General features: G+C 42.9%; 23 protein-coding genes. 17 read left to right on the top strand and 6 right to left on the bottom strand.

All coding sequences use genetic code 11. From position 1 onward, the window contains the following. Positions 1 to 35: 35 nt before the first annotated feature. From MHN81_RS17880 to MHN81_RS17855, 6 genes are all read left to right on the top strand, one after another. Positions 36 to 1,190 (top strand): chemotaxis response regulator protein-glutamate methylesterase, encoded by a 1,155-nt coding sequence (locus MHN81_RS17880; RefSeq protein WP_023401821.1) that lies wholly within the window; start codon positions 36 to 38, stop codon positions 1,188 to 1,190. Positions 1,191 to 1,248: 58 nt separating this feature from the next. Further along, a complete protein-coding gene (locus MHN81_RS17875; RefSeq protein ID WP_023401822.1) occupies positions 1,249 to 2,034 on the top strand; it encodes a ParA family protein in 786 nt (261 codons plus the stop codon). Then, positions 2,027 to 2,812 carry a chemotaxis protein CheW gene (locus tag MHN81_RS17870; RefSeq protein ID WP_023401823.1) on the top strand — a complete coding sequence of 262 codons (786 nt, stop codon included), beginning with the start codon at positions 2,027 to 2,029 and terminating at the stop codon, positions 2,810 to 2,812. Before MHN81_RS17875 ends, MHN81_RS17870 begins: the two co-directional genes overlap by 8 nt. Before the next feature lie 24 nt (positions 2,813 to 2,836). After that, the gene (locus MHN81_RS17865) at positions 2,837 to 3,334 is read left to right on the top strand and encodes a chemotaxis protein CheW (RefSeq protein ID WP_023401824.1); all 498 of its coding nucleotides are present in this window, start codon (positions 2,837 to 2,839) and stop codon (positions 3,332 to 3,334) included. 3 nt (positions 3,335 to 3,337) lie between these two features. Further along, positions 3,338 to 3,763 (top strand): DUF2802 domain-containing protein, encoded by a 426-nt coding sequence (locus MHN81_RS17860; protein ID WP_023401825.1) that lies wholly within the window; start codon positions 3,338 to 3,340, stop codon positions 3,761 to 3,763. 177 nt (positions 3,764 to 3,940) lie between these two features. Next, a complete protein-coding gene (locus tag MHN81_RS17855) occupies positions 3,941 to 5,059 on the top strand; it encodes a serine hydrolase domain-containing protein (RefSeq protein ID WP_239426340.1) in 1,119 nt (372 codons plus the stop codon). 92 nt (positions 5,060 to 5,151) lie between these two features. Here the strand turns inward: MHN81_RS17855 and MHN81_RS17850 are convergent, their stop codons facing one another. Beyond that, complete coding sequence (locus MHN81_RS17850; RefSeq protein WP_023401827.1) at positions 5,152 to 5,370, bottom strand: hypothetical protein; 219 nt, start codon at positions 5,368 to 5,370, stop codon at positions 5,152 to 5,154. A 98-nt stretch (positions 5,371 to 5,468) separates the two neighbouring features. On the opposite strand from MHN81_RS17850, the gene MHN81_RS17845 reads away from it, so the two are divergent. Beyond that, positions 5,469 to 6,380 carry a glycosyltransferase gene (locus MHN81_RS17845; protein ID WP_239426339.1) on the top strand — a complete coding sequence of 304 codons (912 nt, stop codon included), beginning with the start codon at positions 5,469 to 5,471 and terminating at the stop codon, positions 6,378 to 6,380. A 512-nt stretch (positions 6,381 to 6,892) separates the two neighbouring features. Here MHN81_RS17845 and MHN81_RS17840 read toward each other — a convergent pair. The 3 genes from MHN81_RS17840 to MHN81_RS17830 all read right to left on the bottom strand — a co-directional run bounded on the left by MHN81_RS17840 (position 6,893) and on the right by MHN81_RS17830 (position 10,795). After that, positions 6,893 to 7,765: a PD40 domain-containing protein gene (locus MHN81_RS17840; RefSeq protein WP_023401830.1), complete on the bottom strand. Its 873-nt coding sequence runs from the start codon at positions 7,763 to 7,765 to the stop codon at positions 6,893 to 6,895. Between the two features lie 226 nt (positions 7,766 to 7,991). Further along, positions 7,992 to 8,288, bottom strand: coding sequence for an EscU/YscU/HrcU family type III secretion system export apparatus switch protein (locus MHN81_RS17835; RefSeq protein ID WP_023401831.1), 297 nt, complete (start codon positions 8,286 to 8,288; stop codon positions 7,992 to 7,994). A gap of 2 nt (positions 8,289 to 8,290) precedes the next feature. Continuing rightward, positions 8,291 to 10,795, bottom strand: coding sequence for a hypothetical protein (locus MHN81_RS17830; protein ID WP_239426338.1), 2,505 nt, complete (start codon positions 10,793 to 10,795; stop codon positions 8,291 to 8,293). Positions 10,796 to 10,900: 105 nt separating this feature from the next. On the opposite strand from MHN81_RS17830, the gene ccmA reads away from it, so the two are divergent. Genes ccmA through MHN81_RS17780 form a run of 10 tightly spaced genes read left to right on the top strand, consistent with a single transcriptional unit; the run spans position 10,901 to position 18,639 of the window. Continuing rightward, a complete protein-coding gene (ccmA, locus tag MHN81_RS17825; protein WP_080672674.1) occupies positions 10,901 to 11,524 on the top strand; it encodes a cytochrome c biogenesis heme-transporting ATPase CcmA in 624 nt (207 codons plus the stop codon). Beyond that, positions 11,524 to 12,210, top strand: coding sequence for a heme exporter protein CcmB (gene ccmB / locus MHN81_RS17820; RefSeq protein ID WP_023401834.1), 687 nt, complete (start codon positions 11,524 to 11,526; stop codon positions 12,208 to 12,210). The genes ccmA and ccmB overlap by 1 nt, the downstream gene beginning before the upstream one ends. Before the next feature lies 1 nt (position 12,211). Next, complete coding sequence (locus MHN81_RS17815; protein WP_023401835.1) at positions 12,212 to 12,949, top strand: heme ABC transporter permease; 738 nt, start codon at positions 12,212 to 12,214, stop codon at positions 12,947 to 12,949. A gap of 2 nt (positions 12,950 to 12,951) precedes the next feature. Then, the gene (ccmD, locus tag MHN81_RS17810; protein ID WP_063383319.1) at positions 12,952 to 13,158 is read left to right on the top strand and encodes a heme exporter protein CcmD; all 207 of its coding nucleotides are present in this window, start codon (positions 12,952 to 12,954) and stop codon (positions 13,156 to 13,158) included. Continuing rightward, positions 13,155 to 13,634, top strand: coding sequence for a cytochrome c maturation protein CcmE (ccmE, locus tag MHN81_RS17805; protein ID WP_023401837.1), 480 nt, complete (start codon positions 13,155 to 13,157; stop codon positions 13,632 to 13,634). The genes ccmD and ccmE overlap by 4 nt, the downstream gene beginning before the upstream one ends. A gap of 1 nt (position 13,635) precedes the next feature. Continuing rightward, a complete protein-coding gene (locus MHN81_RS17800) occupies positions 13,636 to 15,594 on the top strand; it encodes a heme lyase CcmF/NrfE family subunit (RefSeq protein WP_239426337.1) in 1,959 nt (652 codons plus the stop codon). Next, the gene (locus tag MHN81_RS17795) at positions 15,591 to 16,160 is read left to right on the top strand and encodes a redoxin family protein (RefSeq protein ID WP_239426336.1); all 570 of its coding nucleotides are present in this window, start codon (positions 15,591 to 15,593) and stop codon (positions 16,158 to 16,160) included. The genes MHN81_RS17800 and MHN81_RS17795 overlap by 4 nt, the downstream gene beginning before the upstream one ends. A 23-nt stretch (positions 16,161 to 16,183) precedes the next feature. Continuing rightward, positions 16,184 to 16,636, top strand: coding sequence for a cytochrome c-type biogenesis protein (locus tag MHN81_RS17790; protein WP_239426370.1), 453 nt, complete (start codon positions 16,184 to 16,186; stop codon positions 16,634 to 16,636). Continuing rightward, positions 16,633 to 17,907, top strand: coding sequence for a c-type cytochrome biogenesis protein CcmI (gene ccmI / locus MHN81_RS17785; RefSeq protein ID WP_239426335.1), 1,275 nt, complete (start codon positions 16,633 to 16,635; stop codon positions 17,905 to 17,907). Before MHN81_RS17790 ends, ccmI begins: the two co-directional genes overlap by 4 nt. Next, the gene (locus MHN81_RS17780) at positions 17,908 to 18,639 is read left to right on the top strand and encodes a VacJ family lipoprotein (RefSeq protein WP_239426334.1); all 732 of its coding nucleotides are present in this window, start codon (positions 17,908 to 17,910) and stop codon (positions 18,637 to 18,639) included. A gap of 62 nt (positions 18,640 to 18,701) precedes the next feature. Here the strand turns inward: MHN81_RS17780 and MHN81_RS17775 are convergent, their stop codons facing one another. Together MHN81_RS17775 and MHN81_RS17770 are read right to left on the bottom strand one after the other, a co-directional pair. After that, positions 18,702 to 20,729, bottom strand: a complete 2,028-nt coding sequence (locus MHN81_RS17775; RefSeq protein ID WP_239426333.1) for a TonB-dependent copper receptor — start codon at positions 20,727 to 20,729, stop codon at positions 18,702 to 18,704. 229 nt (positions 20,730 to 20,958) lie between these two features. Beyond that, the gene (locus MHN81_RS17770; protein WP_239426332.1) at positions 20,959 to 22,182 is read right to left on the bottom strand and encodes an HDOD domain-containing protein; all 1,224 of its coding nucleotides are present in this window, start codon (positions 22,180 to 22,182) and stop codon (positions 20,959 to 20,961) included. Positions 22,183 to 22,414: the final 232 nt, after the last annotated feature.

The following is a 22,414-nucleotide window of genomic DNA, read 5'->3' as shown; positions in this document are numbered from 1 at the left end:
TTTTCGGATCTGTAACATAAAAAAGAGCGATGCCAATGGCAGTAAAAGTATTAGTTGTTGATGACTCAAGTTTTTTTCGTCGTCGTGTAAGTGAAATACTGGAAAAAGATGCTGGTATTGAAGTCATTGATTTTGCAGTAAATGGTCAAGAGGCCGTTGAGAAAGCCAGTAAATTACGCCCTGACGTAATTACAATGGATGTTGAAATGCCTGTATTAGACGGTATCAGCGCCGTTAAAAAAATAATGCAAAGTAACCCGACGCCAATCTTAATGTTCTCGTCGTTAACAAGAGAAGGGGCAAGCGCCACTTTAGACGCACTAGACGCAGGTGCGGTTGACTTTTTGCCCAAAAAGTTTGAAGACATTGCACGAAATAGCGAAGATGCTACACGGGCGTTGCAGACCAAAGTTAAAGAAATTGGTAGGAAGCGAGTTAGTCGATTTACGAGGCCAATGACCTCGCCTAAACCCGCGACTCCAGCTAGTCCAGCAGCGAAACCGGCGCCATCAAGTTTACGTTCTACCTCAACAGTCTCGCAGCCGGATAGAAGCTTCCAAAGAGCAACACCAGAGACAACAACACAAAGAAGTTTCAAGGCATCTGGCAAATCATATAAGGTCGTCGCCATTGGTACATCGACAGGTGGTCCGGTAGCTCTGCAAACAATATTAACTCAATTGCCCGCTAACTTCCCTCATCCGATATTGCTTATTCAGCATATGCCAGCGGCGTTCACACCAGCTTTTGCTCAGCGATTGAATAGCTTGTGTAAAATTAAGGTGAAAGAAGCTGAGCAGGGTGACAAATTGATGCCGGGTGTCGCTTATCTTGCGCCAGGTGGCAAACAGATGATGGTTGAGTCGAGAGGCGGCAGCAAATCATTAAAAGTGTTTGAAGATGATAGCCCGAGAATTACATATAAACCTTGTGTTGATGTAACTTTTGCGAGTACGGCAAAAGCATACTCAGGTGATGTATTGGCGATTGTTTTGACTGGAATGGGCGCTGATGGCAGAGACGGTTCTCGTATGCTCAAGCAAGTAGGAGCAACCATTTGGGCACAAGATGAAAAAACGTGTGTTGTTTATGGTATGCCACAAGCAGTTACCGCTGCTGGTTTATCATCTGAAAGCTTAGCATTGCAAGATGTAGCTTTACGTATCAATAAAGAGCTGGGGATTGCTTAAGGCATATTGAATTGTTAAAACAGCTTTGCCATGAGTCACAAAGGAATAAAATAATAAAGTGAAAATTTGGACGGTAGCTAATCAAAAAGGTGGTGTGGGCAAAACAACCACAGCTGTGAGCTTAGGCGGTATTTTGGCCGCTGAAGGTAAGAGAGTATTATTGATTGATACGGATCCACATGCATCACTAACCTATTACTTTGGAATAGACTCTGAAGATTTAGAGGTGAGCGTATATGATATTTTTATACGCGGCTCTAATATGCAAAGCGAAGAGATCTTACAAGCGCTATGTCCTTCTACTGTTGAAAATCTAGATATTTTGCCAGCAACTATGGCCATTGCAACACTGGATAGAAGCATGGGAAACCGCTCTGGTATGGGGCTGATACTAAAAAAAGCGCTTGCGAAAATCAGCGAGTATTATGACTATGCGATTTTAGACTGTCCCCCAGTGCTTGGAGTACTGATGGTCAATGCATTGGCTGCAAGTGAGCGAATATTAATCCCAGTACAAACCGAGTTTTTAGCGCTTAAAGGTCTAGATAGAATGATGCGAACAATGACATTAATGCAAAGTTCGCATTCTAAGCAATATCAATATACTATAGTTCCTACAATGTATGATAAGCGTACAAAAGCGTCGCTAGAAGCCTACAAATCTTTGGTTGAGTCATATCGGGATAAAGTCTGGCCAGGTGTTATCCCAGTTGATACTAAATTCAGAGATGCTAGCTTGGCGCAAAAGGTTCCGGTACAATTCTGCCCAAAATCAAGGGGAGTATATGCGTATCGAGCTTTGCTTGAGCATATTGGTGAATTAGAAAGAGGTAAGAATGAGTAAGCACCTGTTTGCAAACGAACAAGTGATGAAACAATATCTTGGTGCCCTACTGCAAGAAGAGGAAGATCAGGATGTTGCACTTGCACCCGTTGCAAAGTTGCTTGAATCTATCCCAGATGCTCAAAAGCAAGAGCAGCTACTCAAACAAGCCGAGGCAATAGAAGAACCGAAAGCAAAAGTTGAGCTGAAAGTTCAGACTCAGGAGGTTCCTGTAGAGGAAGTTCTGCAAGAAACTCCGGTGAAGCCAACTCAAGAGCTTGAGATAACTGAAAATACAACTATTATCAAAGAACAAGCTCCCGCGCAAAGTGCTGCAAAGGAAGCTTTTATCGAGGGTGAATTTCAGGCTTTATTCTTTGAAGTGGCAGGGTTAACGTTAGCGGTTCCTTTACAGGCACTTGGTGGAATTCATCAGCTGACAGAGGTCAACCAGCTATTTGGTAAACCGAAGTGGTTTAAAGGTGTGATGTTAAACCGCGAAGAAAAGTTAAATGTTGTCGATACGGCGCGTTGGGTTATGCCTGAAAAGTATACCCCTGAGTTAGAATCTCAGCTTAACTATCAATATTTAATCATGCTAGGAGACAGCCCCTGGGGGTTGTTAGCGGAAAAGCTAGTGAATAATATCACGCTCTCAGCAGATGATGTTAAGTGGCGAACAGCATGTGGCAAGCGTCCATGGCTTGCTGGTGTTATCAAAGAAAAAATGTGTGCGCTTATTGACGTAGAGAATTTAAATAGGTTGCTAGAACAAGGCCTCGATAGCCGAGAGCAGTAACTAGCATCAATCTGGAGTTTAATCATGAGCCAAGAAAGAATACTTTCTGCAGATAAAAATGCCGATAGTAATGATGAAGTCCTGCAGTGGGTGACATACAAACTAGAGGAAGAAACGTACGGTATCAATGTAATGCAGGTGCAAGAAGTGCTTCGTTACACTGAAATAGCCCCTGTTCCAGGTGCACCAAGTTATGTGTTAGGTATTATCAATTTACGTGGTAATGTTGTAACCGTTATAGACACGCGTGCCCGTTTTGGACTGATGAGTGCTGAAGTAACTGACAACTCTCGTATTGTTATTATTGAGGCTGAAAAGCAAGTCATTGGCATTTTAGTAGACAGTGTTGCTGAGGTTGTTTATTTGCGCAGCTCAGAAATTGACAGCGCGCCAAATATTGGCACCGAAGAAAGTGCTAAGTTTATCCAAGGTGTTTCTAACCGCGAAGGTGAGCTACTGATTTTAGTCGATCTTAACAAACTACTCAGCGATGATGAGTGGGATGAGTTGAGTCATCTGTAAATTGTGGCGGCAGTAACATTAGATGATGTACTTATTGTACTTGTAATAGCGGCGAGCTTGATTAGCTTGCTGTGCTTGGGTTTGCTTTTTGTGTTTAGTAAGCGGATACATCAGACCCAGCAAAGTAATGCTAGATTGCTTAAACAAACACAAAATGATGCAGAACAAATTAGCATTTTAAGAAGCGAAATTGCTGAAGTTAGGGCAAGTGTACTAAGTATCGGAAAGCGTCTTGTCGCTTGTGAGAGTTTTGCCAAAGATTTGGCGCAGCAGCAAGCAGCGCAAAAATACGATGACCCAGACGCAAAAATATATTCTCGGGCTGTCAAAATGGTGGAGCTCGGTGCTGACCTTGAGGAGATCATGAGGGAATGTGAGCTGCCAAGGGCTGAAGCTGAACTACTTATGTCTTTACATAATAAGTCTTAAATTAAAAGGTGCCAAATGGCGCCTTTTTAGTTTTAAGGCTTTAACGAGCTTTGCTAAGTTTAACCTTTAAAAAATTCACTCACTATGTGTGGCTTATTCTAGCGATAGTGAGCCGTCTGCAACTTAAAATGGTTCCGCCGTATTTATCTGGCTGTTATTTTGTTCCAAGGAGGAACAGTGTTCAAAATATTGATAGGCTTAATTGTGTTGTGGACTGTTATAGGCTGCACTCAAACAGTAGATGGACTGCAACAACAATTAGAACAGCAGGTTGTCGACAATGCAGCAGCGCATGGTATACCGGCTCAAGCTGCTCTTGTAAATAAAAATGGTAAGGTGATTTTTAAGTTCGCTACGAATTCACCGAGTTCCAGCCTGCCCCAGGCTCTAGATGAGCATAGCGTCTTTCCTATTTTTTCTGTGAGTAAGCTGTTTGCTAATGTACTTGTTTATCAGCTATTAGAAAAAGGGCAATTAAGCTTAGAAGATAATATAGGTGACTATTTAAATTTACCGCAGCAATGGCAAAAAACTCCCTTACGTTCATTACTCAACCATACATCGGGCATACCTGAGTACTTTACAGTAACGGATGGTCAGGTGGTCGCGCCGAGCTCCATTGAAGAAGTAATGATAGCACTGCAGGGTTTTCAGCCAATATCAGAACCAAATGAGAAAATAACATATACACAAACCAATTATTTGCTGATTAAGTTACTGCTGGAGGCAGTTACTGCACAATCATACGAAACGCTAGTAGAGGAACGCATATTTAATCCATTACTAATGTCAAACACATATCTGCATGGACGTTCCAATACCAGTAATTCAGTTGCGTCATATCTTCCCGGCGGTGGACAAGACCTTGTGGCTAATCGATATGTTTTTCCTGCATACGCTAACTCTCACACTGGTGCATACTCCACGACACACGACTTAAATAGTTTTTTATCAGGATTAATGTCAGGCAAGCTGGTGAATGTTGCGCTCTTGCGAGAGCTTTGGCAGCAAAGTAAGCTCACCAATGGCGATATGAATTATTTTGCTTCTGGTTGGCACGTTGAAAAAATGGGGCGTTGGCAGAGTGTTGGACATGATGGTGGAGCTTTATTGCGAGTAACGGCGATGCTAAATCAGGTAACGGGTGAATATATGCTTTTTATCTACCTAACAAATGGTAATCTTGATGGCGTTTGGAGCAGCCGCCTCATTAGTTCACTACAGCAGCACGTCTTGCCAGACACTTATTCTCGTCTGATAGCCTGGGCCAGATACAAAGGTTGGTATATATTTTAAAGTTGGTATAACGAGATCCAGTAATTGACGTCTATTTTGTTAATTAAGTCTGAGACTGCAAACTTCAAACTTAGGCTCAATAACCCGTTATGTTAATTCCACTTAGTCGTGCAACCGTCACGGCAAGAATACTCTTGGGTTGGCATGCAAGCAATACAGCCGGTATGGCCTTTGGTCACTTTACAGTCCCTCATTGGATCTGTAGGGGGCAAAGATCCAAACCCTCCTGCAACTTTGGGTGTTGCATCTTGCATGGCATTGCCATTTTTCATTAGTTGCTTCAAATGCTTTTTGTTCATTGAAGGTTTCATTGTTCACTCCTTGTTTGTTCTATTTAGGTTAATTTTGTGTAAATGTACCCTATATGGTACTGTAGTACAACATTTAATCGGTACGTCAAGGAGTCGGCATGAGTTTGAGTATAATTATTCCCTTTTTAAACGAAGGGGTTAACGTTGAAAAAACCTTATCTAGCATTTTTAGTACTGTCACAGGTGATGTCGAGGTGGTTTTGATTAACGATGCCAGTGATGATGATTTTGTTTACGAGTCGATTGCTAAGCAATATCACTGTGAATACATTCGTAACTCATTCAGGATCGGCGTTGCAGCATGTAGGGATCTGGGTGTCAAACTTGCGAGTAATGAAGCCGTGATGTTTCTAGATGCGCATATGCAGTTTTTCCAGACAGGTTGGGATAAGCTGGTGCTTGAGAGAGTTTTACACGAACCCAACACTATTTTTTGCGCACGCTCAGTATATTTAAATCTAAACTGGGAGGTTGTTAGCGATGCACCCCAAGGTTGTGGTGCGTTCATACCATTTGACAATGTACAAGATTTTCTCGCGACAAAGTGGTTAGTTAATCCGACTGATGATCATTCAGTACCTTGTATTTTTGGCGCGGCGTATTGCTTTAATAAAAGCTTTTATGAGCAGCTTGGTGGGTTATCTGGTTTACTTCAGTGGGGTGGTGATGAGCAGTTTTTGAGTGCGAAAGCTTTTATGTTTGGTGGGCGCTGCGCATTGCTTCATGAACTCTCTGTGGGTCATGTATATCGAGAAATATATCCATACGAATGCTCCCAAACTCTAAATGTTTACAACCAGCTTTATATTGCGTCGGTATTGCAGCCAAAGGCATTAGCAGATCACATGGTGAACCGCTTTTTGAACGGTGTGAATCAAGTGGAAGGTGCACGAGATTTGCTAGATGATATGCGCGAAGAAGTCCAAGCCCATCGTGAATACTATTTGTCTTTCCTCAATAAACACAGCTTCGAAGAGTTCTTGGCTTACAATGCGAGTTTTTCTGCATAGGCAATAATTCATTAAGCAACTGCTCAGAGAAGCGCTGCGAATATGCAGACATTTTGTAATTACTTGGAGCCTGTTACTCAAACTGCATGTTCGGTTTATATCACGAGACATTGTTTAGCAGTGCTGAATGTGTGGTGAAGTATTATTTGTCGGGAGAGTTTGAGTAATGAAGTATACCTATGCTAAAGCGCTGTTTGTTTTTTTCACCAATTTTTGTATTAGCAGTAGCCTTGCTACTAGATCTGTTTTGTTTTTATTCTCCCGAAGATGCCAATCGGGATAGTATGGAATTGCATAGCATGGTGATTTTGGAAGCTATTCAACATTTTCATATCCAGGAGGGACGCAAGCCCGATTCTATCGCCGAGATAGAGGAGAGGTTGGCAATGAGACCGCCTCGGTGTTTATTGACGGGACAACCATATGACATTAAATTATTAGACAACTTTTTATTGCTCAAGTGTGAGAGGCAATCCTTAAAGGTTGCAATTGATTGAGCTGTTTTAAAAGCGTTACTGCTGTGATTTTAAATTATTAATGATTTGTGCATCGACCCAGAAAATATCGACATTGTCATAGTTGCCAATATTCATATTTCGATTGAAAAAAAGGTATTTTCCATCAGGTGTAACATTGGCCAATGCTTCCCATGCTGGTGTATTAATTTTGTCGCCCATATTTATCGGATCTCCCCAGCTACCATCGGAAGATTTGAAGCTGATATAGAGATCTGAACCACCAAACCCTCCAGCTCGGGTGGTATCAAAAATCAAGTAGGACTCATCTGGAGCAATAAATGGGTGGAAGCTTTTTCCGGCGTTGATGTTTTTACTTAAAAGCTTGGGAGTCTCATATTCTCCTTTAATCAATCGAGCGTAACGGATGTCGCCAGTGAAATCTTTTTTAAATTCATCAAAAAAGTAGGTTCCTTTTGCTGACACTGTCAGGCGCATTGTCGGTAACGTACCAAATGGTGCCGGTAGCTTTTTTATTTCGGACCATTTATCACCAGTTTTGGTTTTGTAGCGGCTACTTAAATACATAGTTTGGCCATCAGGGGAAATAAACGGGGTGCCAACTCGTTTTGAAACGATTTCCTCATGCCACTGACCTTTTTCATTTTTAAACCTTGTCAATGTTGGGGCTGTGTAAGACCCTCCATTGCGTATCAAATAGAATGAAGACATGTCATGAGAGAATAACCCTGTGAGCTCGTAGTGCTTTGTCGTGACTTTGCCTGGAGCAAAAGGTTTGGGTGTTAGACCAGGAGGCTGTTCACCTAAATATGGATTGAGATCAGACGAAGGAGTTTCATTGCTATTAGCAGCTACTGAAATAAATACGGCAGATAAAACAAGCGTGCCAATCAAGTTTGTTTGTTTCATGGGATTACCTTATATTCGAATGACCCTAGCAAGCTAGGACATGCGTATTTAATTTACACATATAATAAGGTACGTTTTTTCACGATACTTGATGTTGTAATGATTTCCTGCTGATTTATCAATTGATCATGAAGGGACTAATTTATATTCATTGATATCATTTACCTACTGATTGTTGTGGCAAAAATAATTCAGTATTAGCTGCTGTTATTAAGGTCTTACTTTCCTAGGCTTTTATATTCAATTTACCCTGAAAGTTTTTCCATCCAGGTGGGAATTTACCGCGTAAGACATATGAAAAAGCGATGAGCTCTGCGATAACATAGTAGAGTTCTTTTGGTATTTCTTCGTGTAAGTCAAGTTGCCCTAGTGTTTTAACCAATGCCGCATCTTCATGGATCATGATCTCTTTTTCTTTTGCAAGTGCGATGATCTCTTCGGCAAGATCCCCAAAGCCCTTGCATACAACTTCGGGTGATTTACCAGCTTCATATAATAGCCCGACGGCTGTTTTTTGTTCCATTTTTATACCTTTATATTGACGATGGCATGTTTATCATAAAACTGCCTTACTTGGACAGCATCTTCGCGTAATTCAATATCTCCGACTTGTAAACCATGGGCAGCAAGTTTGCTGCGCAGTGCATCAATATGCGGCGCTGCAAGTTGGCATACGCTTGTACTATCGCCAATGATTTCACAATCGACAGCTTTGTCCATAAGTTCTGCTTGCACGCTCAATTGACCAAGAGCTTCATAATCAAAGTTTAGTCTGACAAACCATACTTGCTTATCTGGAAGCCCAGCCTTACCTGGTTTTTTATAATTGCCAATTTGTAGTTCACTCTGTTTACATTCAGGCGGTGTTTTCATTGGCAGAAACAAATTGATTAATAGCTGACTCTCACTATCAAATTTTTGCCCAAGTGCTTGGGTTTGATTGGCCGCAGACATGGCATTTTGAATAAAGCCGAGATCCTCAACCAAACTTTGTTGTGCGGTCAAGTTAACGGCTTGAATAAACTGTTTTGGTTGCTGTAGTTTGTTGCCTGGGAACAAAGTTTCAACCATAGTTGCAACACGTTGTTCTTGAGTCACATTCTTGGGTAATTGACTGTCAGTTTGCGTACTTAATTGTGTGCCCAATAAGGTTACAAGTAGCTTGTCTAATGCTTGGGTAAAGCTGGTAATTGGCACGCCGGTATTGAGTGGTGTTGCAATGCTGGGCAATCGGCTAAAGAGATCCTGACTAACCGTTTCAGGGGTTGCTTTACTCTCATCCATCAAGCGTGAAAAAGCCTGGTGAACAAGGCGTGTTAGGTCCGCGGATTGGCCGCTTCTGAAGGCTATTTTTTCAGATATCTTTTCACTTAACAATGCAGGATCTTTGTGATCAGGGGTCTGTTCTTGAGCTAAACTTGATTCGCGCAAAGGTTTGGTGAGAATGTGAGCAAGCGCTAATGACGGTGTGCTCGTAATTGCTTTACCTTGTGCGCTGCGCATCGGTATTGAATTATCTAGGGGCGGCTGCGATCCCAACTTGGTTTGCGTTAAATTGAGCTGTTCAGCGGCAATGGGGGCCGTTGCTTTTGGCAAGGCTGCGGCGAATACTTGCTGGAGTAGCTGCATACGCGCTTCGAATGGGATTTTTATATTGCTGCTATTTGCAGAGGGGAAAACCGGTTTTGACGATGTTGCTGGCGGCTCGGCACCTGGCACTTTATTTTGTTGTTTTTGCGCGTTATCACTATGTACCGTACTTGGTTGTATTGTTGCTTTTGGTGAAACAGTATTGCTTGGCTGGTTTGCAGCCTGAGGCGTATTAGGCGAGGTATTAAGTTTATCAAGTCCTGAAAAGTTTTGTTTGATACCTTCACTAAGCGTCATCAGCAATGAGCTATTTGGACGTATTGCTGCAGGTGTAACCAATGGTTTGTGCAAATAGCTCAAATTGGTTGAAGATATAGCAGGTATTGACTGTTGGATTGTCTGATTCGTTTGGGCTGTGCTCTGTTTCGCAGCACGGTTAAAAAATGGCGTTTGGGTGATAGATTGCAGTGCTTGCTTGACTGTTTGTTTGATATCCGCCAATGACACGTTAAACAGTGGCTTGTCATACTTTAAAGTTGGTTCACTTTGCCTGCGAGTGGCGACTTTTAGTTGCTCTTGAAATTCATGTGTATCTAACTTGGGCAATATACTCTTCAGTGAGGTGGTGAGTTTGATTGTGGTTGATTTGGTTGCAATCGCTACCTCGATACCATCGTGAGGACTGCTGAGTTTTGCACTGTGCCAAACTTGCTTTTGTAGTTGGTTTAATTCAGAGGGCGTTGGTGTCTGCAGCTGCGTCATGTTGTGTTGATTTCGACCAAGTTTTAGCGTGCCTTTGTTTTGTGTCAGTTGCACATAATTAGGTTCTTTCTGGCTAAGTTGTCCAACTAGCTGAGCAATTGCTTTTTTTGCAATAGGCATTTGATGTAATTTGTCACCAAACATATTAAATACTTGCATCAATATCTTATCGCTTTTGGCACTTAGACTGGCTATTAATTTTGATTCTTGTTGGAGCAAGCTACCGACACTGGGTGGAATAGGCACGTTAATTCCTAGTTTTGGTAATGTTAGTTGCATACCAGAAGTTTGTTTGATCTGAGCATCGGTTTGAATGGCGCTGTGATCACCAAACCCTTTTAACACGCCCAGCAAACTGAGTAGCGACTGAGCCGATTTAAGAGAGAGTTTAGCCTCGGGTGTGGTCAGCGTAAGGACAGTACCTGTTGCATCCAATTTTAACTGAGCCTCAGGCAATTTTAAAGCCTGTTCTACATTTGCTTGGCTACTTAGTCGAACGGGTTGCCAACGCCCATCTAATGCCACTTCCATTTGAATTGAATCTGGCTTAATTACAATATTACGAGCCAAAAACGTTTTTTCTGCATCAAGTTGCGGCTGAGTGTTGCGACCTTGTGAATAAGGTGTTGTAGATGACACATTTGTCTGATGTTGTACAGGAATTGTTTGCTTATTCATTATTCTAAATCAAATTTTCGGTAATTGGTCGCAACGTGATATACGTATTACCATATCACTATGATAGACTTACGCCCACTTTTGGGGTCGTGAGAATAACAAATTTTGCTAGAGATTAAGGCTTTAACTTGTATCAAACAAGACCGTTGTTTGTTCGAATCACTTAACTTTTCATTGTTATCTGGTCAAATCATGCAAATAGAAGGCCCAAATGGTGCAGGGAAAACGTCACTGTTGAGAATCATAGCCGGTTTCTCTCAACCTGATGGTGGTAACGTTTTGTTTAATATGAAAAATATTGACGAAGATTACGATGGGTATGCCCAGTCATTACTCTTTATTGGCCATAAAACAGGTGTCAATCAGCAGCTTACCGCCTACGAAAATGTCACCCATTGGCTTAGCGTTCATGGTTATACTAGTACCGAAACGGAAATTTATTCCCTCTTAGGCAAACTTGGTTTGGTCGGTCTTGAAGATGTCCCTGTGCGAACCTTATCTGCTGGACAGCAAAGACGTGTTGCCTTGGTTCGGTTATGGCTTAATGACGCTAAATTGTGGATCTTGGATGAACCTTTTACCGCCCTTGATAAGAAGGGGGTCGCCATGTTGCAATCCCGATTTCAGCAACATTTAGACAAGGGAGGCGCAATTTTGTTAACAACTCATCAAGATTTGACAGATACATTTGCTTCATTACAGACCTTGGTTTTGGAGTACCGTCACTGATGCACGTAAGTAACTCATATTGGACTCTATTTTGTACGGTATATAAAAAAGACCTCACTTTGGCATTTAGGCAGCGCGCCGAGATAGTTAACCCACTATTATTCTTCTTGATTGTAATCACCCTTTTTCCTCTAGCTATCGGACCTGAACCCGGGTTATTGGCGCGAATGGCACCAGGCATTATTTGGGTCGCAGCACTATTATCAACTATGTTAGGGTTAGATAAGATTTTTCGTGATGATTACATGGATGGATCACTTGAGCAATTAATTGCTTCTCCCTACCCATTGTCGTTAGCAGTTTTAGCCAAGGTGGCTGCTCACTGGACGACAGCCGGGCTACCCATGGTGATCATGGCACCAGTATTTGCCTTGTTGATGAATTTAGAATCACAAGCACTTGGTGCAACTATATTAACGTTATTAATTGGCACCCCTTTACTGAGTTTTATTGGTGCCATAGGTGCAGGCCTGACCGTCGGTCTGCAAAAAGGTGGTATTTTAATGAGTTTACTTGTTTTGCCACTGTATATACCGGTATTAATTTTTGCAACGTCTGCTATTGATACAAGCATAATGTCTTTAGCATATAGTGGACAACTTGCGATCCTTGGTGCGATGTTAGCCGTCGCTTTTGTCACCGCACCAATTGCTATATCGTCAGCTTTAAGAGTGAGTGTAAGTTAAAATGTGGAAGTGGTTACATCCTTATGCCAAAGCGGAGCGTGCTTACCAGTTGTGTAACACCTTGCTTCCGTACTTTGCCGTGGTGTCCGTGCTATGTATTGTCGTTGGATGGGTCTGGGGGCTTGCTTATGCTCCTGCGGATTACCAACAAAAGGATAGTTACCGGATTATCTTTATTCATGTGCCGTCGGCTATTTTGTCTATGGGGGCATATTCTTCAATGGCCATTGCGGCCATTATTGCGTTGGTTTGGCAGTTGCGTAATGCAGAACTTGCAGTGATTGCGATTGCTCCGGTAGGCGCTGCAATGACTGCCATCGCATTGATCACTGGATCTGCGTGGGGCAAACCTATGTGGGGAGCTTGGTGGGTATGGGATGCAAGGCTCACATCGGAGTTAATTTTGTTGTTCTTGTATCTGGGTGTGCTGTCTTTGTTTCACGCCTTTGAAGATAAAAAAGCAGGGGGCAAGGCTGCTTGTATTTTGGCAATTGTTGGCGTAGTTAACCTACCTATCATCCATTTTTCGGTGGAGTGGTGGAACACATTGCATCAAGGAGCAACCATCACTAAGTTTGATACATCGGCTATTGACCCTACTATGCTGTGGCCGTTGTTGATCAATATTCTAGGTTTTGCAGCCTTGGTAGGCGCGCTTTCTCTGATCCGCCTTAAAAATGAAATTGTGCAGGTTGAGAAGCATCGCCCTTGGGTCCGTCAATTAGTTAGTCGAGGTTGATTATGCAGTTTGAATCATTGAGCGACTTTATCGCCATGGGCGGTTATGGGTTTTATGTATGGCTTTCTTATGGAAGTTGTGCAGGGATCATATTAGGTTTGTTATTCTCTTCACTTTATGAAAATAAAAAATTAAAACAAGAAGTGAAGTCCCAAATGGCCAGAGAAGAACGTATTAAAAAGGCCAAAGAATTGGAGGCGCAAGTATGAATCCAAGACGAAAAAAACGTATGTTTACTGTATTGGCGGTTATTTTTGGAATCGGTTCAGCAGTTGGTCTTACGTTATATGCGTTGCAAGAGAACATTAATCTGTTTTATACCCCGAGTGAGCTAGTTAATGGTAAGGGGCCTGAAAATGAGAAACCTGAAATAGGGCAGAAACTGCGTATTGGCGGTATGGTGGTGCCAGGTTCGGTTGTGCGTGACGAAACATCCTTAGATGTAGAGTTTAAGCTGATAGATACAGGGCCTTTGGTGACTATTCGATATCAGGGAATTTTACCTGATTTGTTCCGTGAAGGGCAGGGGATCGTTGCTCAGGGGACTCTAATAGAGTCAGACGTTATTGAAGCCTTTGAAGTACTGGCAAAGCATGATGAGGAGTACATGCCCTCAGAAGTTGCTGAGGCAGTCAAAGGGATCAAACACGAAAAACCAAAATATAATTTAAATAGCGAGAACTAGTATGGTCCCAGAAATAGGATATTTCGCTCTAGTTTTAGCTATGGCGTTAAGCCTCTTACTGTGTATTTTTCCCTTGTGGGGGGCATACACGGGTAACTTGAGATTAATGCGAGCTGCACCTGCGTTGGCATTAGGGCAGTGTTTATTTGTACTTTTTTCATTTGGGGTTTTGATCTACGTTACCCTCACAGATGATTTCACGGTGGCATATGTTGCTCACCATTCCAGTAGTACTCTTCCATGGTATTACAAAGTTACTTCGACTTGGGGTGGGCACGAAGGCGCCATTTTGTTGTGGCTTGTGATGCAATCTAGTTGGACAGCACTGGTTGCAATGATGTCTAAATCCTTACCTTGGGTGCTAAGAGCCAGAGTATTGGGCGTACTTGGCTTTTTAGGGGTTGGTTTTATGCTATACACCCTGTGGATGTCGAGCCCATTTGAGCGCTTGCTGCCATACTTCCCAGTAGAAGGCCGAGACTTAAACCCGCTACTTCAAGACCCTGGTATGATCATTCATCCACCTTTACTCTATATGGGGTATGTAGGTCTTTCCGTATCATTTTCTTTTGCCATTGCGGCTTTGCTGACTGGCAAACTGGACAACACTTGGGCTAAGTGGTCGCGTCCATGGACAATGGTTGCATGGGCCTTTCTTACCTTGGGTATAACGATAGGAAGCTGGTGGGCATATGCAGAGTTAGGCTGGGGAGGCTGGTGGTTTTGGGATCCTGTAGAGAACGCCTCTTTGATGCCCTGGCTTGTGGCTACCGCGCTATTGCATTCTTTGGCCGCGACGGAAAAACGCGGTGTGTTCAAATCATGGACGGTGTTGCTCGCCATTGCGGCATTTAGTTTGTGTTTATTGGGCACCTTTATTGTTCGATCAGGGATCATTGTTTCTGTACATGCTTTTGCAACGGACCCTGATAGAGGTTTATATATTCTGTCATTCCTTGCTGTTGTCGTCGGTGGCAGCTTAGCACTGTATGCTGCTCGAGTGTCTCAGGTTCATAGTGAAGGACGTTATCGTTTTGTCTCTCGAGAAGTTGCACTGTGGCTGAATAATATCTTCTTGGTCGTTGCGACTCTGATTGTACTGCTTGGTACTTTACTGCCAATGATCCATAAAGAGTTGGGCTTAGGGTCAATTTCTATAGGTGTACCATTTTTTAATCAAATGTTTTCAATCATCATTGTGCCATTTGCGCTACTTTTGGGAATTGCGCCAATGCTCAGATGGAAGCAGAACAAGTTGTCAGCAATGGCTAAAAAGTGGTTGGTAACGATAGGCCTAAGTTTGGTGGCTACCGCTGCATGGCTGTTCTCCAGCTATGACATGGTCTCTGGGTTAACGTTTGTAGCGACTGCTTTGGCTGTGTGGATTGTATTTGCTACTGCGGCAGACTTGTTACAAAGAGTCTCTTTGCAAAGTTCTATAACAGAGGGGTTTAAGAGACTAGGGCTCAGTTATTGGGCAATGGTATTGGGCCATGTTGGGCTTGCATTTGTTATTGCTGGCGTCACTCTGACCTCTGCATATTCGGTAGAGCGTTCTGTGGCTATGAAACCCGGGGATATTGCAACACTGAACGAATATCAATACCGTTTTGAGGGTGTGAAAGAGATCCGAGGACCTAACTACAGCGGGTATGCTGGTGTGGTGACGGTGCTTAAACAAGAAAATGTGGTTACTGAATTGTACGCAGAGAAACGTTTATACGATATTGGTATGCAATTTATGACAGAAGCCGCGATTGACGATGGTTTTTTCCGTGATTTGTATTTGGCACTGGGCGAGCAAATGAGTCGAGGTGCTTGGTCTTTACGCATTTATCACAAGCCTTATGTACGTTGGATGTGGCTAGGGGGGATTTTAATTTCACTGGCTGGCTTCATTGTACTTGCAGATAAACGCTACCGTCGTCGTGTTAAAAAAGTCGCTCAGGAGTCACTATGAATCGAAAAATACTGGCCTTTTTGCCATTTTTGATTTTTGTATTGTTATGTGTGTTTCTTTATCAAGGGCTTTTTGGCAACCCAAGAGAATTGCAAACCGGTCGCCTTGGGCAAACTATGCCGAGTTTTAATTTACCAGATTTAATGGATGAGCAAACTCGCTGGACAGAAAAAGAGTTGTTGGGTGAAGTGTACTTAATGAATGTCTGGGGTACTTGGTGTCCAACTTGTATTGCGGAGCTGGGTTATCTAACTAGGCTGCGTGAGCAGGGGGTTAAAATTGTCGGTTTGTATTACGAGCAAGCCTATGATCCTGACTTTGGCGATCACTTTGATATTCACGCCTTGAGAGATGAAGTACAGACAATGCTTGGCCGGGCGGGCAACCCATATCAATTTAATATACTTGATTTGGAACGCAGCTTGGCATTGGACTTGGGTGTATCTGGCGCACCTGAAACTTTTCTAGTGGATAAACAAGGCACCATCTTATTGCATCATACTGGGGACATTAACCAAAGAGTCTGGCGTAGTAAGTTTCTACCTGTTCTAGAGGAGATACAGTAATGAAAATTAGAACTGTGATCCTTATGATTGTGTTGTTATTTTCTAGTACCGTGGTGGTTAATGCGGCAGAAGATCAATACGAATTTAAAAATGCGGCGCAAGCGCAAACATTTAAAGAGCTCACATTGGAGCTGCGTTGCCCTAAGTGTCAGAATCAAAATATAGCGGACTCCGATGCCGTGGTCGCCAAAGATCTGCGGGACAAAGTGCTGTCATTGGTTCATGAAGGGAACTCGAAGCAAGAAATAATTGATTATATGATTGATAGATACGGTTATTTTGTGCACTACCAGCCTCCTGTCACGCCTGCGACTATAATTCTTTGGGTTTTACCTGTCATAATTGTTGTTTTGGGCTTTGGCTTTATTGTATTTAGACAAAAGAAAGCGGCAAAAAAACAGCAGTGGAGTGCGCAAGAGGAGAAGCAGCTAGAAAAGTTGATAGCGCAATATCAGCGTAAGGAGCGTCATCAATGATTGAATTAACACAAATGTGGGGAATTTTTGCCCTATTGGCAGTTTTGAGTTGCCTATTTGTGGTTGTGCCCTTTTTACGAAAAGAAAAGGTTGTGTCAGTTGATCATGATGCCAATGCGCAGCGTATTGATATTTATCATCAAAGATTAGATGAACTAAAGGGCGAACTAGAAAACCAGCGTATTGGAAAAACTGATTTTGAAGAGTCTGTTATCGAGTTAAAAAGGCGATTGCTTAATGAGCTATCACCTGAGCAAACTCTGGACACTCGCGGCAACAACTTGGTGCTTGGAGCGACGGGCATTGCGTTTACGCTTGTTGTCAGCAGTGTCTTTTACTATTTTACTGGCAGTCATCAACAAATTGCCAATTGGCAAAAAGCCGTTGAAAAGTTGCCAGAATATGGTGAAAGAGCCGTGTTGCAAACAGGCGAACCGCTATCAGCGAATGAGCTACAAGCTTTTGCATTGGGACTACGCACTAAATTAGCAAACAGTGGCGATGATGCTGTTGCATGGATGTTATTAGGCCGTGTTGCGATGTCATTGAATGACTACGAAATGGCGATGCAAGCATTTGATAAAGCGCTGGCTATGCAACCAGATAACCATAATGTGTTAGTCAATTACAGCCAGGCACTGTTGATCGAGGGATCTGAGTCGAGCGTTAATCGTGCCGCAAGAATGCTTTCGAGCGTATTGAGAAAGGACCCGCAGAATATTGATGCCGTGTCGCTACTAGCTTTAATTGCGTATCAACGGGAAGACTGGTTGGAAGCAAAGTCAGCTTTTGAGCTTTTATTGACAACAGTGCAACCTAACGACCCGCGCTATAACATGATCAAACAACGCATTGATGAAGTTACTAAAAAGCTCGGCGAAAGTGCTTCGCCGATAGGTGCCGCGAGCCCTGAATTAAGTGTGCGTGTTTACCTTGATGATAAGTTAAAAGCTCAATTACCCGACAACGCGACTTTGTTTGTGTTTGCAAAAGCAGCAAACGGACCAAGAATGCCACTTGCAGTGCAAAAACTTACAGTTTTTAACTTGCCTTTAGATGTCACTTTGAATGATAGTATGGCAATGTTGCCAGATCTGAAGTTGTCCAATTTCGATGAAGTTGTGATAACGGCGCGTATCTCGGTTGATGACTCGGTTATGACACAAGCTGGTGAGCTTGAAGGACATTCTGATGTGATCACGCTGAATAAGGATTTGCGTCAACAGGTTAGTGTCACTATAAGTCGTGTTATAACCAGCACAGGAAGCTAAATGTATAAAAAAATTGTCGGTGCAGCGCTTGCGTTCATGCTCGTTGGCTGTGCGCAGGTCCCCGAGGTGAAACAAGATCCCCGTGATCCGTTGCAATCAATGAATAGGCCCATCTATGACTTCAATATGGATGTGCTTGATGCCTATATTTTGCGCCCAGCTGCGAAAGGGTATGTCGCAATTACACCAACACCCGTGCGCAGTAGCATTGTAAACTTTACTACCAATATTGCAGCGCCTACTGACGCTATAAATGCCGCATTACAGGGAAAACCCGGTGATGCAGGTATCAATGTTGCACGTTTCTTGATCAATTCAACAGTAGGTGTTTTAGGTCTGTTTGATGTTGCCAAAGAAATAGGCCTTGAGCATAAAGATGAAGACTTTGGTCAAACTCTTGGTGTGTGGGGAGTGGGTGACGGTGCGTATATAATGTTACCAGCAATGGGCCCTTCTACCGTTCGCAATACAGCGGGTGATTTGGTAGACAACCTTGTATTACCTGAAATCGCTTTGACGACACCGCAAACGTTAATTGTGTTTGCATTGAGAGCGGTAGAGGCGCGTGCATCTCTGATGTCGCAAGAGAAGTTACTAAATGAGTCTTTGGATCCGTACACCTTTTTAAAAGATGTGTATTTTCAAAGGCAACTTTATGAACTCCATGATGGCAACCCTCCTATGGAGGAAGAGCCGGAAGACTTCGATGATGACTTCTTAGAAAACCTTTAAGTCGTGCGTATAAAAAAGCCAGCGTTAGCTGGCTTTTTTTATTTTTTTCAGATGGTTACTTTCTAAAATTTCCAGTTCATATTGAGCCAAAGTGTCCTACCAGCTTCATTGACTTTCGCGGTTTGTGGGTAACCACTTACCATTGTACCGGACCGGCTCAAGTGCTCGGCATAGGTTTTATCAAACACATTGTCGACACCCAAATTAAAGACGAGATCATCGTGGTGAGAGTACGACATATTTAGTGCTAGCGTACCAAATCCGTGGCTTTTTGAGACATCTTGACCTGCAATGTTACCTTGGCCAATGGCAACACGGTGCTGTTTTTGAACGATTCGCCACAAACTGCCAAACTGCCACTTGCCTTTGATATAACTGAGTGCAAAGCGAACTTGCAAAGGGGGTTGCTGGGCAAGTGCAATATCATCAGTGCGATTTTCACCTTTGACATAGTTGATGCTTGCGGTGGTCACGAGGTTTTTATTCACGTTGTAGCGACTTTCAGCTTCAAAGCCATAAGTTTGTGCGTCTATATTTCGCGTTACTTTGCTGGTCATCCCCATTTTTTCATATAGGTTGTCTGTGAGCAGGTAATTGTCGATACGATTGATAAAAACGGAGACTGAGTGAGTAACGGACTTTGATTGACCAAGCCAGCCAATATCTAGCTGGTTCGTTGTCTCATGGTCGACTAAAAATGCGCTAGGGCTATTAACTCCACCGCGACCGCCTCCCATCAGCTCCCAATAGTCTGGAAAACGTTCTGTTCGGCCGACACCTATGTAGTAACTGCTGTTTTTAGATTGCGCTTGATAACGAGTAAAGCCGCTGATCAATGTGTCATCTCGCGAGAGATCAGCAGTCGGGTTCGGTACAACTTGCATCATAACAGAGCGAGTTTGGCGTCTGTCTATGGCTTCCCAGCTGTCAATTCGTAAACCACTTACCCATTGGCTGCTTTGCCCAAGGTTATATTCAGCTTCAGCGAATAAGCCGGTTTGCTCGAATTCGGCGGTCTCCAATCGTACCAATGATTCAATGGGCATATTGACGAGATCTCGGCTGATCCTAAGTCGATGACGATTTTGTTGGTGATCTAATCCGTAAGCCAAACTTATCTGATCATTTAATTGAGAGTTTAAGAGGATTTTTCCTCCCCAAGTACGCCTGTCAGGATTTGAGGAAACCGGGGTTTTCATCATCATGTTTGGCATAAACTGGCGCAAGCTGTGGTTGTCCATGATGTGATCTATGTCGTTGAAAAACACATTGGCTTCGATACTGGTGACAAAGCCATCTAGTTCACTTTTTGTCATTTGCAAAGCGACTTGCGTGCGGTCAAAAAGGCTGCCGTCCATCATTCTGTCGGCATACGCTACCTCGCCGTCACTGCGGCCAATACTGACACTATACAAAGTCGAGTCGTCAGGGGTGTAGGCAAATTGTGAATCTACATTCCATTTCTCATATGCTGAATGTATGTGCGTGCCATCACCATCTTGATAGTCGTCGGCTTCACTATAGCTGGCAGCCACTCGAGCAAAATAATCTTGCGTACCCGTTTTTATATCACTATTTAAGACGCGTTTACCAAAAGCGCCGATTGTAGTGTTAATAAAGCCAGTTGTACCTCTTTCTAATAGGCGTTCTGATTCGCGCTCGAAGACAACTGTTGCAGCACTATTTCCCGGTCCATATAAGACAGTTTGTGGACCTTTGATAACCGTTAGGGTGTCATATGTTTGTGGTGTGATATATGCGGTAGGTGGGTCCATTCTGCCACCGCAGCCGCCAAGTGTAACGCCACCATCTGTGATGATGTTAATACGTGATCCTGCCATTCCCCTAAATACAGGGTCGCTGCTTGCGCCGCCTTTTTTTACTAACGAAAATCCAGCAATACTCGATAACAGATCTGCACCATCTTGCGCTGGGAGCGGTTGTCTGGTTGCCTTGGGGTCTGTTTTAATATCGAGTGGGCTATGCATTGGCGCAATTACCTCAATATGCTCCATCGTTTGATCCGATTGTGCGTGCCCTTGCCAAGCAATTGCTGCTGTTATAACCGTGCAGATCAGGCGCTTTTTCATCTTTGTCCTCATAGGTATATATATCAACGCAACAGTTAGTGATGCAGTTGATTTAATTACAAATAGATTATTCTGGCGCGTATTTTACTGAGGTGGAGGTAGGATGGGATGTGACATAATGTCGCACTTGAATAGCTGCCACAAGGTTTGTTGATTTAGGTCAATTTAATGTTCTAGATAGGCGATGGCATATGATATGCCATCACTTATGTGAATCTAGCAATGAGTTTTATATTCCCATTGCTTCTATCTGTTGATCGCACCACTGTAATGCGTCTTTATACAGCTCAGGTAGTGATTGAGCCTGAAGGTTTAGTTGCTCTGTTAACTGTGACGCGTCATTCCAGTTGGCTTGTTCGTACGACGTCACAAGGCGCAAATATTTCGCTAGCATACCTTCACCATGCAATAAAGCATCTTTGATATCTATGGTTAAGGGCAGTTTTTGCATGACACTTTGCATGGTTTCATCCAAGATGGCATCCATCAAAGACATCATACCGGTCAAAAATGCCATACCAGTGTCTTTCATTTTATTGTGTTTGATAGCTATTAGCTCACAAAACCTCGCTCGAGTGAGGGATAATCTAATCAGCTCCATTGGTTTTTCTGATGCCACTTGAGACGCAAACAGCAGTGACAGAAACTTTTTCAGCTCTTGGTTGCCAAGTACCACGAGTGCTTGTTTGATGGTGGAGATTTCAGCTCTACGTTTGAATGCCGCTGAATTAGAATAGCGCAACAATTTGTAGCTTAGATTAACGTCGCGCTCAAAAACTTGCGTAATGCGCTTGAGGTCAACATCGACGCTGGATGTTTCATATAAAAGCTCGGCCAAGGTCATTTCTGATGGTGGCAGTGCCTTTGTTTGCACCATTTCGGGCTTGGCGAAGAAAAAGCCTTGAAACAGAGTGAAGCCTAGCTCTAGTGCAAGCTGATATTGCTCGTAAGTTTCAACTTTTTCGGCGACTAACTCAATATTTGTGTAGGGTTCAATAGCCTGTTTGAGTTCGTGGATCTCTTCAATACTGGTTACTAGCATATCCACTTTGATTTGATCTATAAATGGATAAAAATGGCGCCACACCTTTTGATGTTTGTAGTCGTCTAAAACGAGCTTATAGCCCTTGGACTTCAAGTCTTGAACTGCGGCGAGCAACCGTTTACCCGGCTGCACAGTTTCCAGTATTTCGACTATCAATTGGTCGCGCCCCATCATGGTGGGGTAACCCTTTAAAATAGTTTCTAAAGTGAAGTTGATGTAGGCAGGTTTACCATCAGTAAGATCTTCTAGGCCAAAGTTAAACTGACTTCCTTCGATGAGTTTGGAAGTTGCTTCTACATCATCAACATTTGGAAACACATTGTCTACGCCATCGCGAAACAACAGTTCATAGCCGACGACTTCTTTATTTATATTTAAAATAGGTTGCCTAGCGGCATAAAAATACATGGAACGAGACACCCAGTAGTTACTTCATTTCATTTCAATATAAGGCAATCTACAACGTATTTCATTATGAAATTTACACTTTCTTAGTATTTTCGTACTAAAGGGTAATATTTTAGAGTGCTAAATGTGCAATAGAACCTATTTAATCTCACTTACTTGGGGGCCGAGTGGAGCCGTGATATAGTGCGCCTTTGTATTTGGCTTTTGTTCCAATATCAGTTATTGACTTGAT

Origin of the sequence: Pseudoalteromonas sp. Of7M-16 (assembly GCF_022347805.1) — a bacterium.
In the GTDB taxonomy this organism is placed as follows: domain Bacteria; phylum Pseudomonadota; class Gammaproteobacteria; order Enterobacterales; family Alteromonadaceae; genus Pseudoalteromonas; species Pseudoalteromonas luteoviolacea_F.
This window is presented reverse-complemented; position numbering and strand designations above follow the sequence as displayed.

Bases quoted from the DNA above. Each gene is read 5' to 3' on its own strand.
- MHN81_RS17880 (WP_023401821.1), top strand. From the start codon at position 36: ATGGCAGTAAAAGTATTAGTTGTTGATGACTCAAGTTTTTTTCGTCGT.
- MHN81_RS17870 (WP_023401823.1), top strand. From the start codon at position 2,027: ATGAGTAAGCACCTGTTTGCAAACGAACAAGTGATGAAACAATATCTT.
- MHN81_RS17865 (WP_023401824.1), top strand. From the start codon at position 2,837: ATGAGCCAAGAAAGAATACTTTCTGCAGATAAAAATGCCGATAGTAAT.
- MHN81_RS17850 (WP_023401827.1), bottom strand. From the start codon at position 5,370: ATGAAACCTTCAATGAACAAAAAGCATTTGAAGCAACTAATGAAAAAT.
- MHN81_RS17845 (WP_239426339.1), top strand. From the start codon at position 5,469: ATGAGTTTGAGTATAATTATTCCCTTTTTAAACGAAGGGGTTAACGTT.
- MHN81_RS17840 (WP_023401830.1), bottom strand. From the start codon at position 7,765: ATGAAACAAACAAACTTGATTGGCACGCTTGTTTTATCTGCCGTATTT.
- MHN81_RS17835 (WP_023401831.1), bottom strand. From the start codon at position 8,288: ATGGAACAAAAAACAGCCGTCGGGCTATTATATGAAGCTGGTAAATCA.
- MHN81_RS17830 (WP_239426338.1), bottom strand. From the start codon at position 10,795: ATGAATAAGCAAACAATTCCTGTACAACATCAGACAAATGTGTCATCT.
- ccmB (WP_023401834.1), top strand. From the start codon at position 11,524: ATGCACGTAAGTAACTCATATTGGACTCTATTTTGTACGGTATATAAA.
- MHN81_RS17815 (WP_023401835.1), top strand. From the start codon at position 12,212: ATGTGGAAGTGGTTACATCCTTATGCCAAAGCGGAGCGTGCTTACCAG.
- ccmD (WP_063383319.1), top strand. From the start codon at position 12,952: ATGCAGTTTGAATCATTGAGCGACTTTATCGCCATGGGCGGTTATGGG.
- ccmE (WP_023401837.1), top strand. From the start codon at position 13,155: ATGAATCCAAGACGAAAAAAACGTATGTTTACTGTATTGGCGGTTATT.
- MHN81_RS17800 (WP_239426337.1), top strand. From the start codon at position 13,636: ATGGTCCCAGAAATAGGATATTTCGCTCTAGTTTTAGCTATGGCGTTA.
- MHN81_RS17795 (WP_239426336.1), top strand. From the start codon at position 15,591: ATGAATCGAAAAATACTGGCCTTTTTGCCATTTTTGATTTTTGTATTG.
- MHN81_RS17790 (WP_239426370.1), top strand. From the start codon at position 16,184: ATGATTGTGTTGTTATTTTCTAGTACCGTGGTGGTTAATGCGGCAGAA.
- ccmI (WP_239426335.1), top strand. From the start codon at position 16,633: ATGATTGAATTAACACAAATGTGGGGAATTTTTGCCCTATTGGCAGTT.
- MHN81_RS17780 (WP_239426334.1), top strand. From the start codon at position 17,908: ATGTATAAAAAAATTGTCGGTGCAGCGCTTGCGTTCATGCTCGTTGGC.
- MHN81_RS17775 (WP_239426333.1), bottom strand. From the start codon at position 20,729: ATGAAAAAGCGCCTGATCTGCACGGTTATAACAGCAGCAATTGCTTGG.
- MHN81_RS17770 (WP_239426332.1), bottom strand. From the start codon at position 22,182: ATGTATTTTTATGCCGCTAGGCAACCTATTTTAAATATAAATAAAGAA.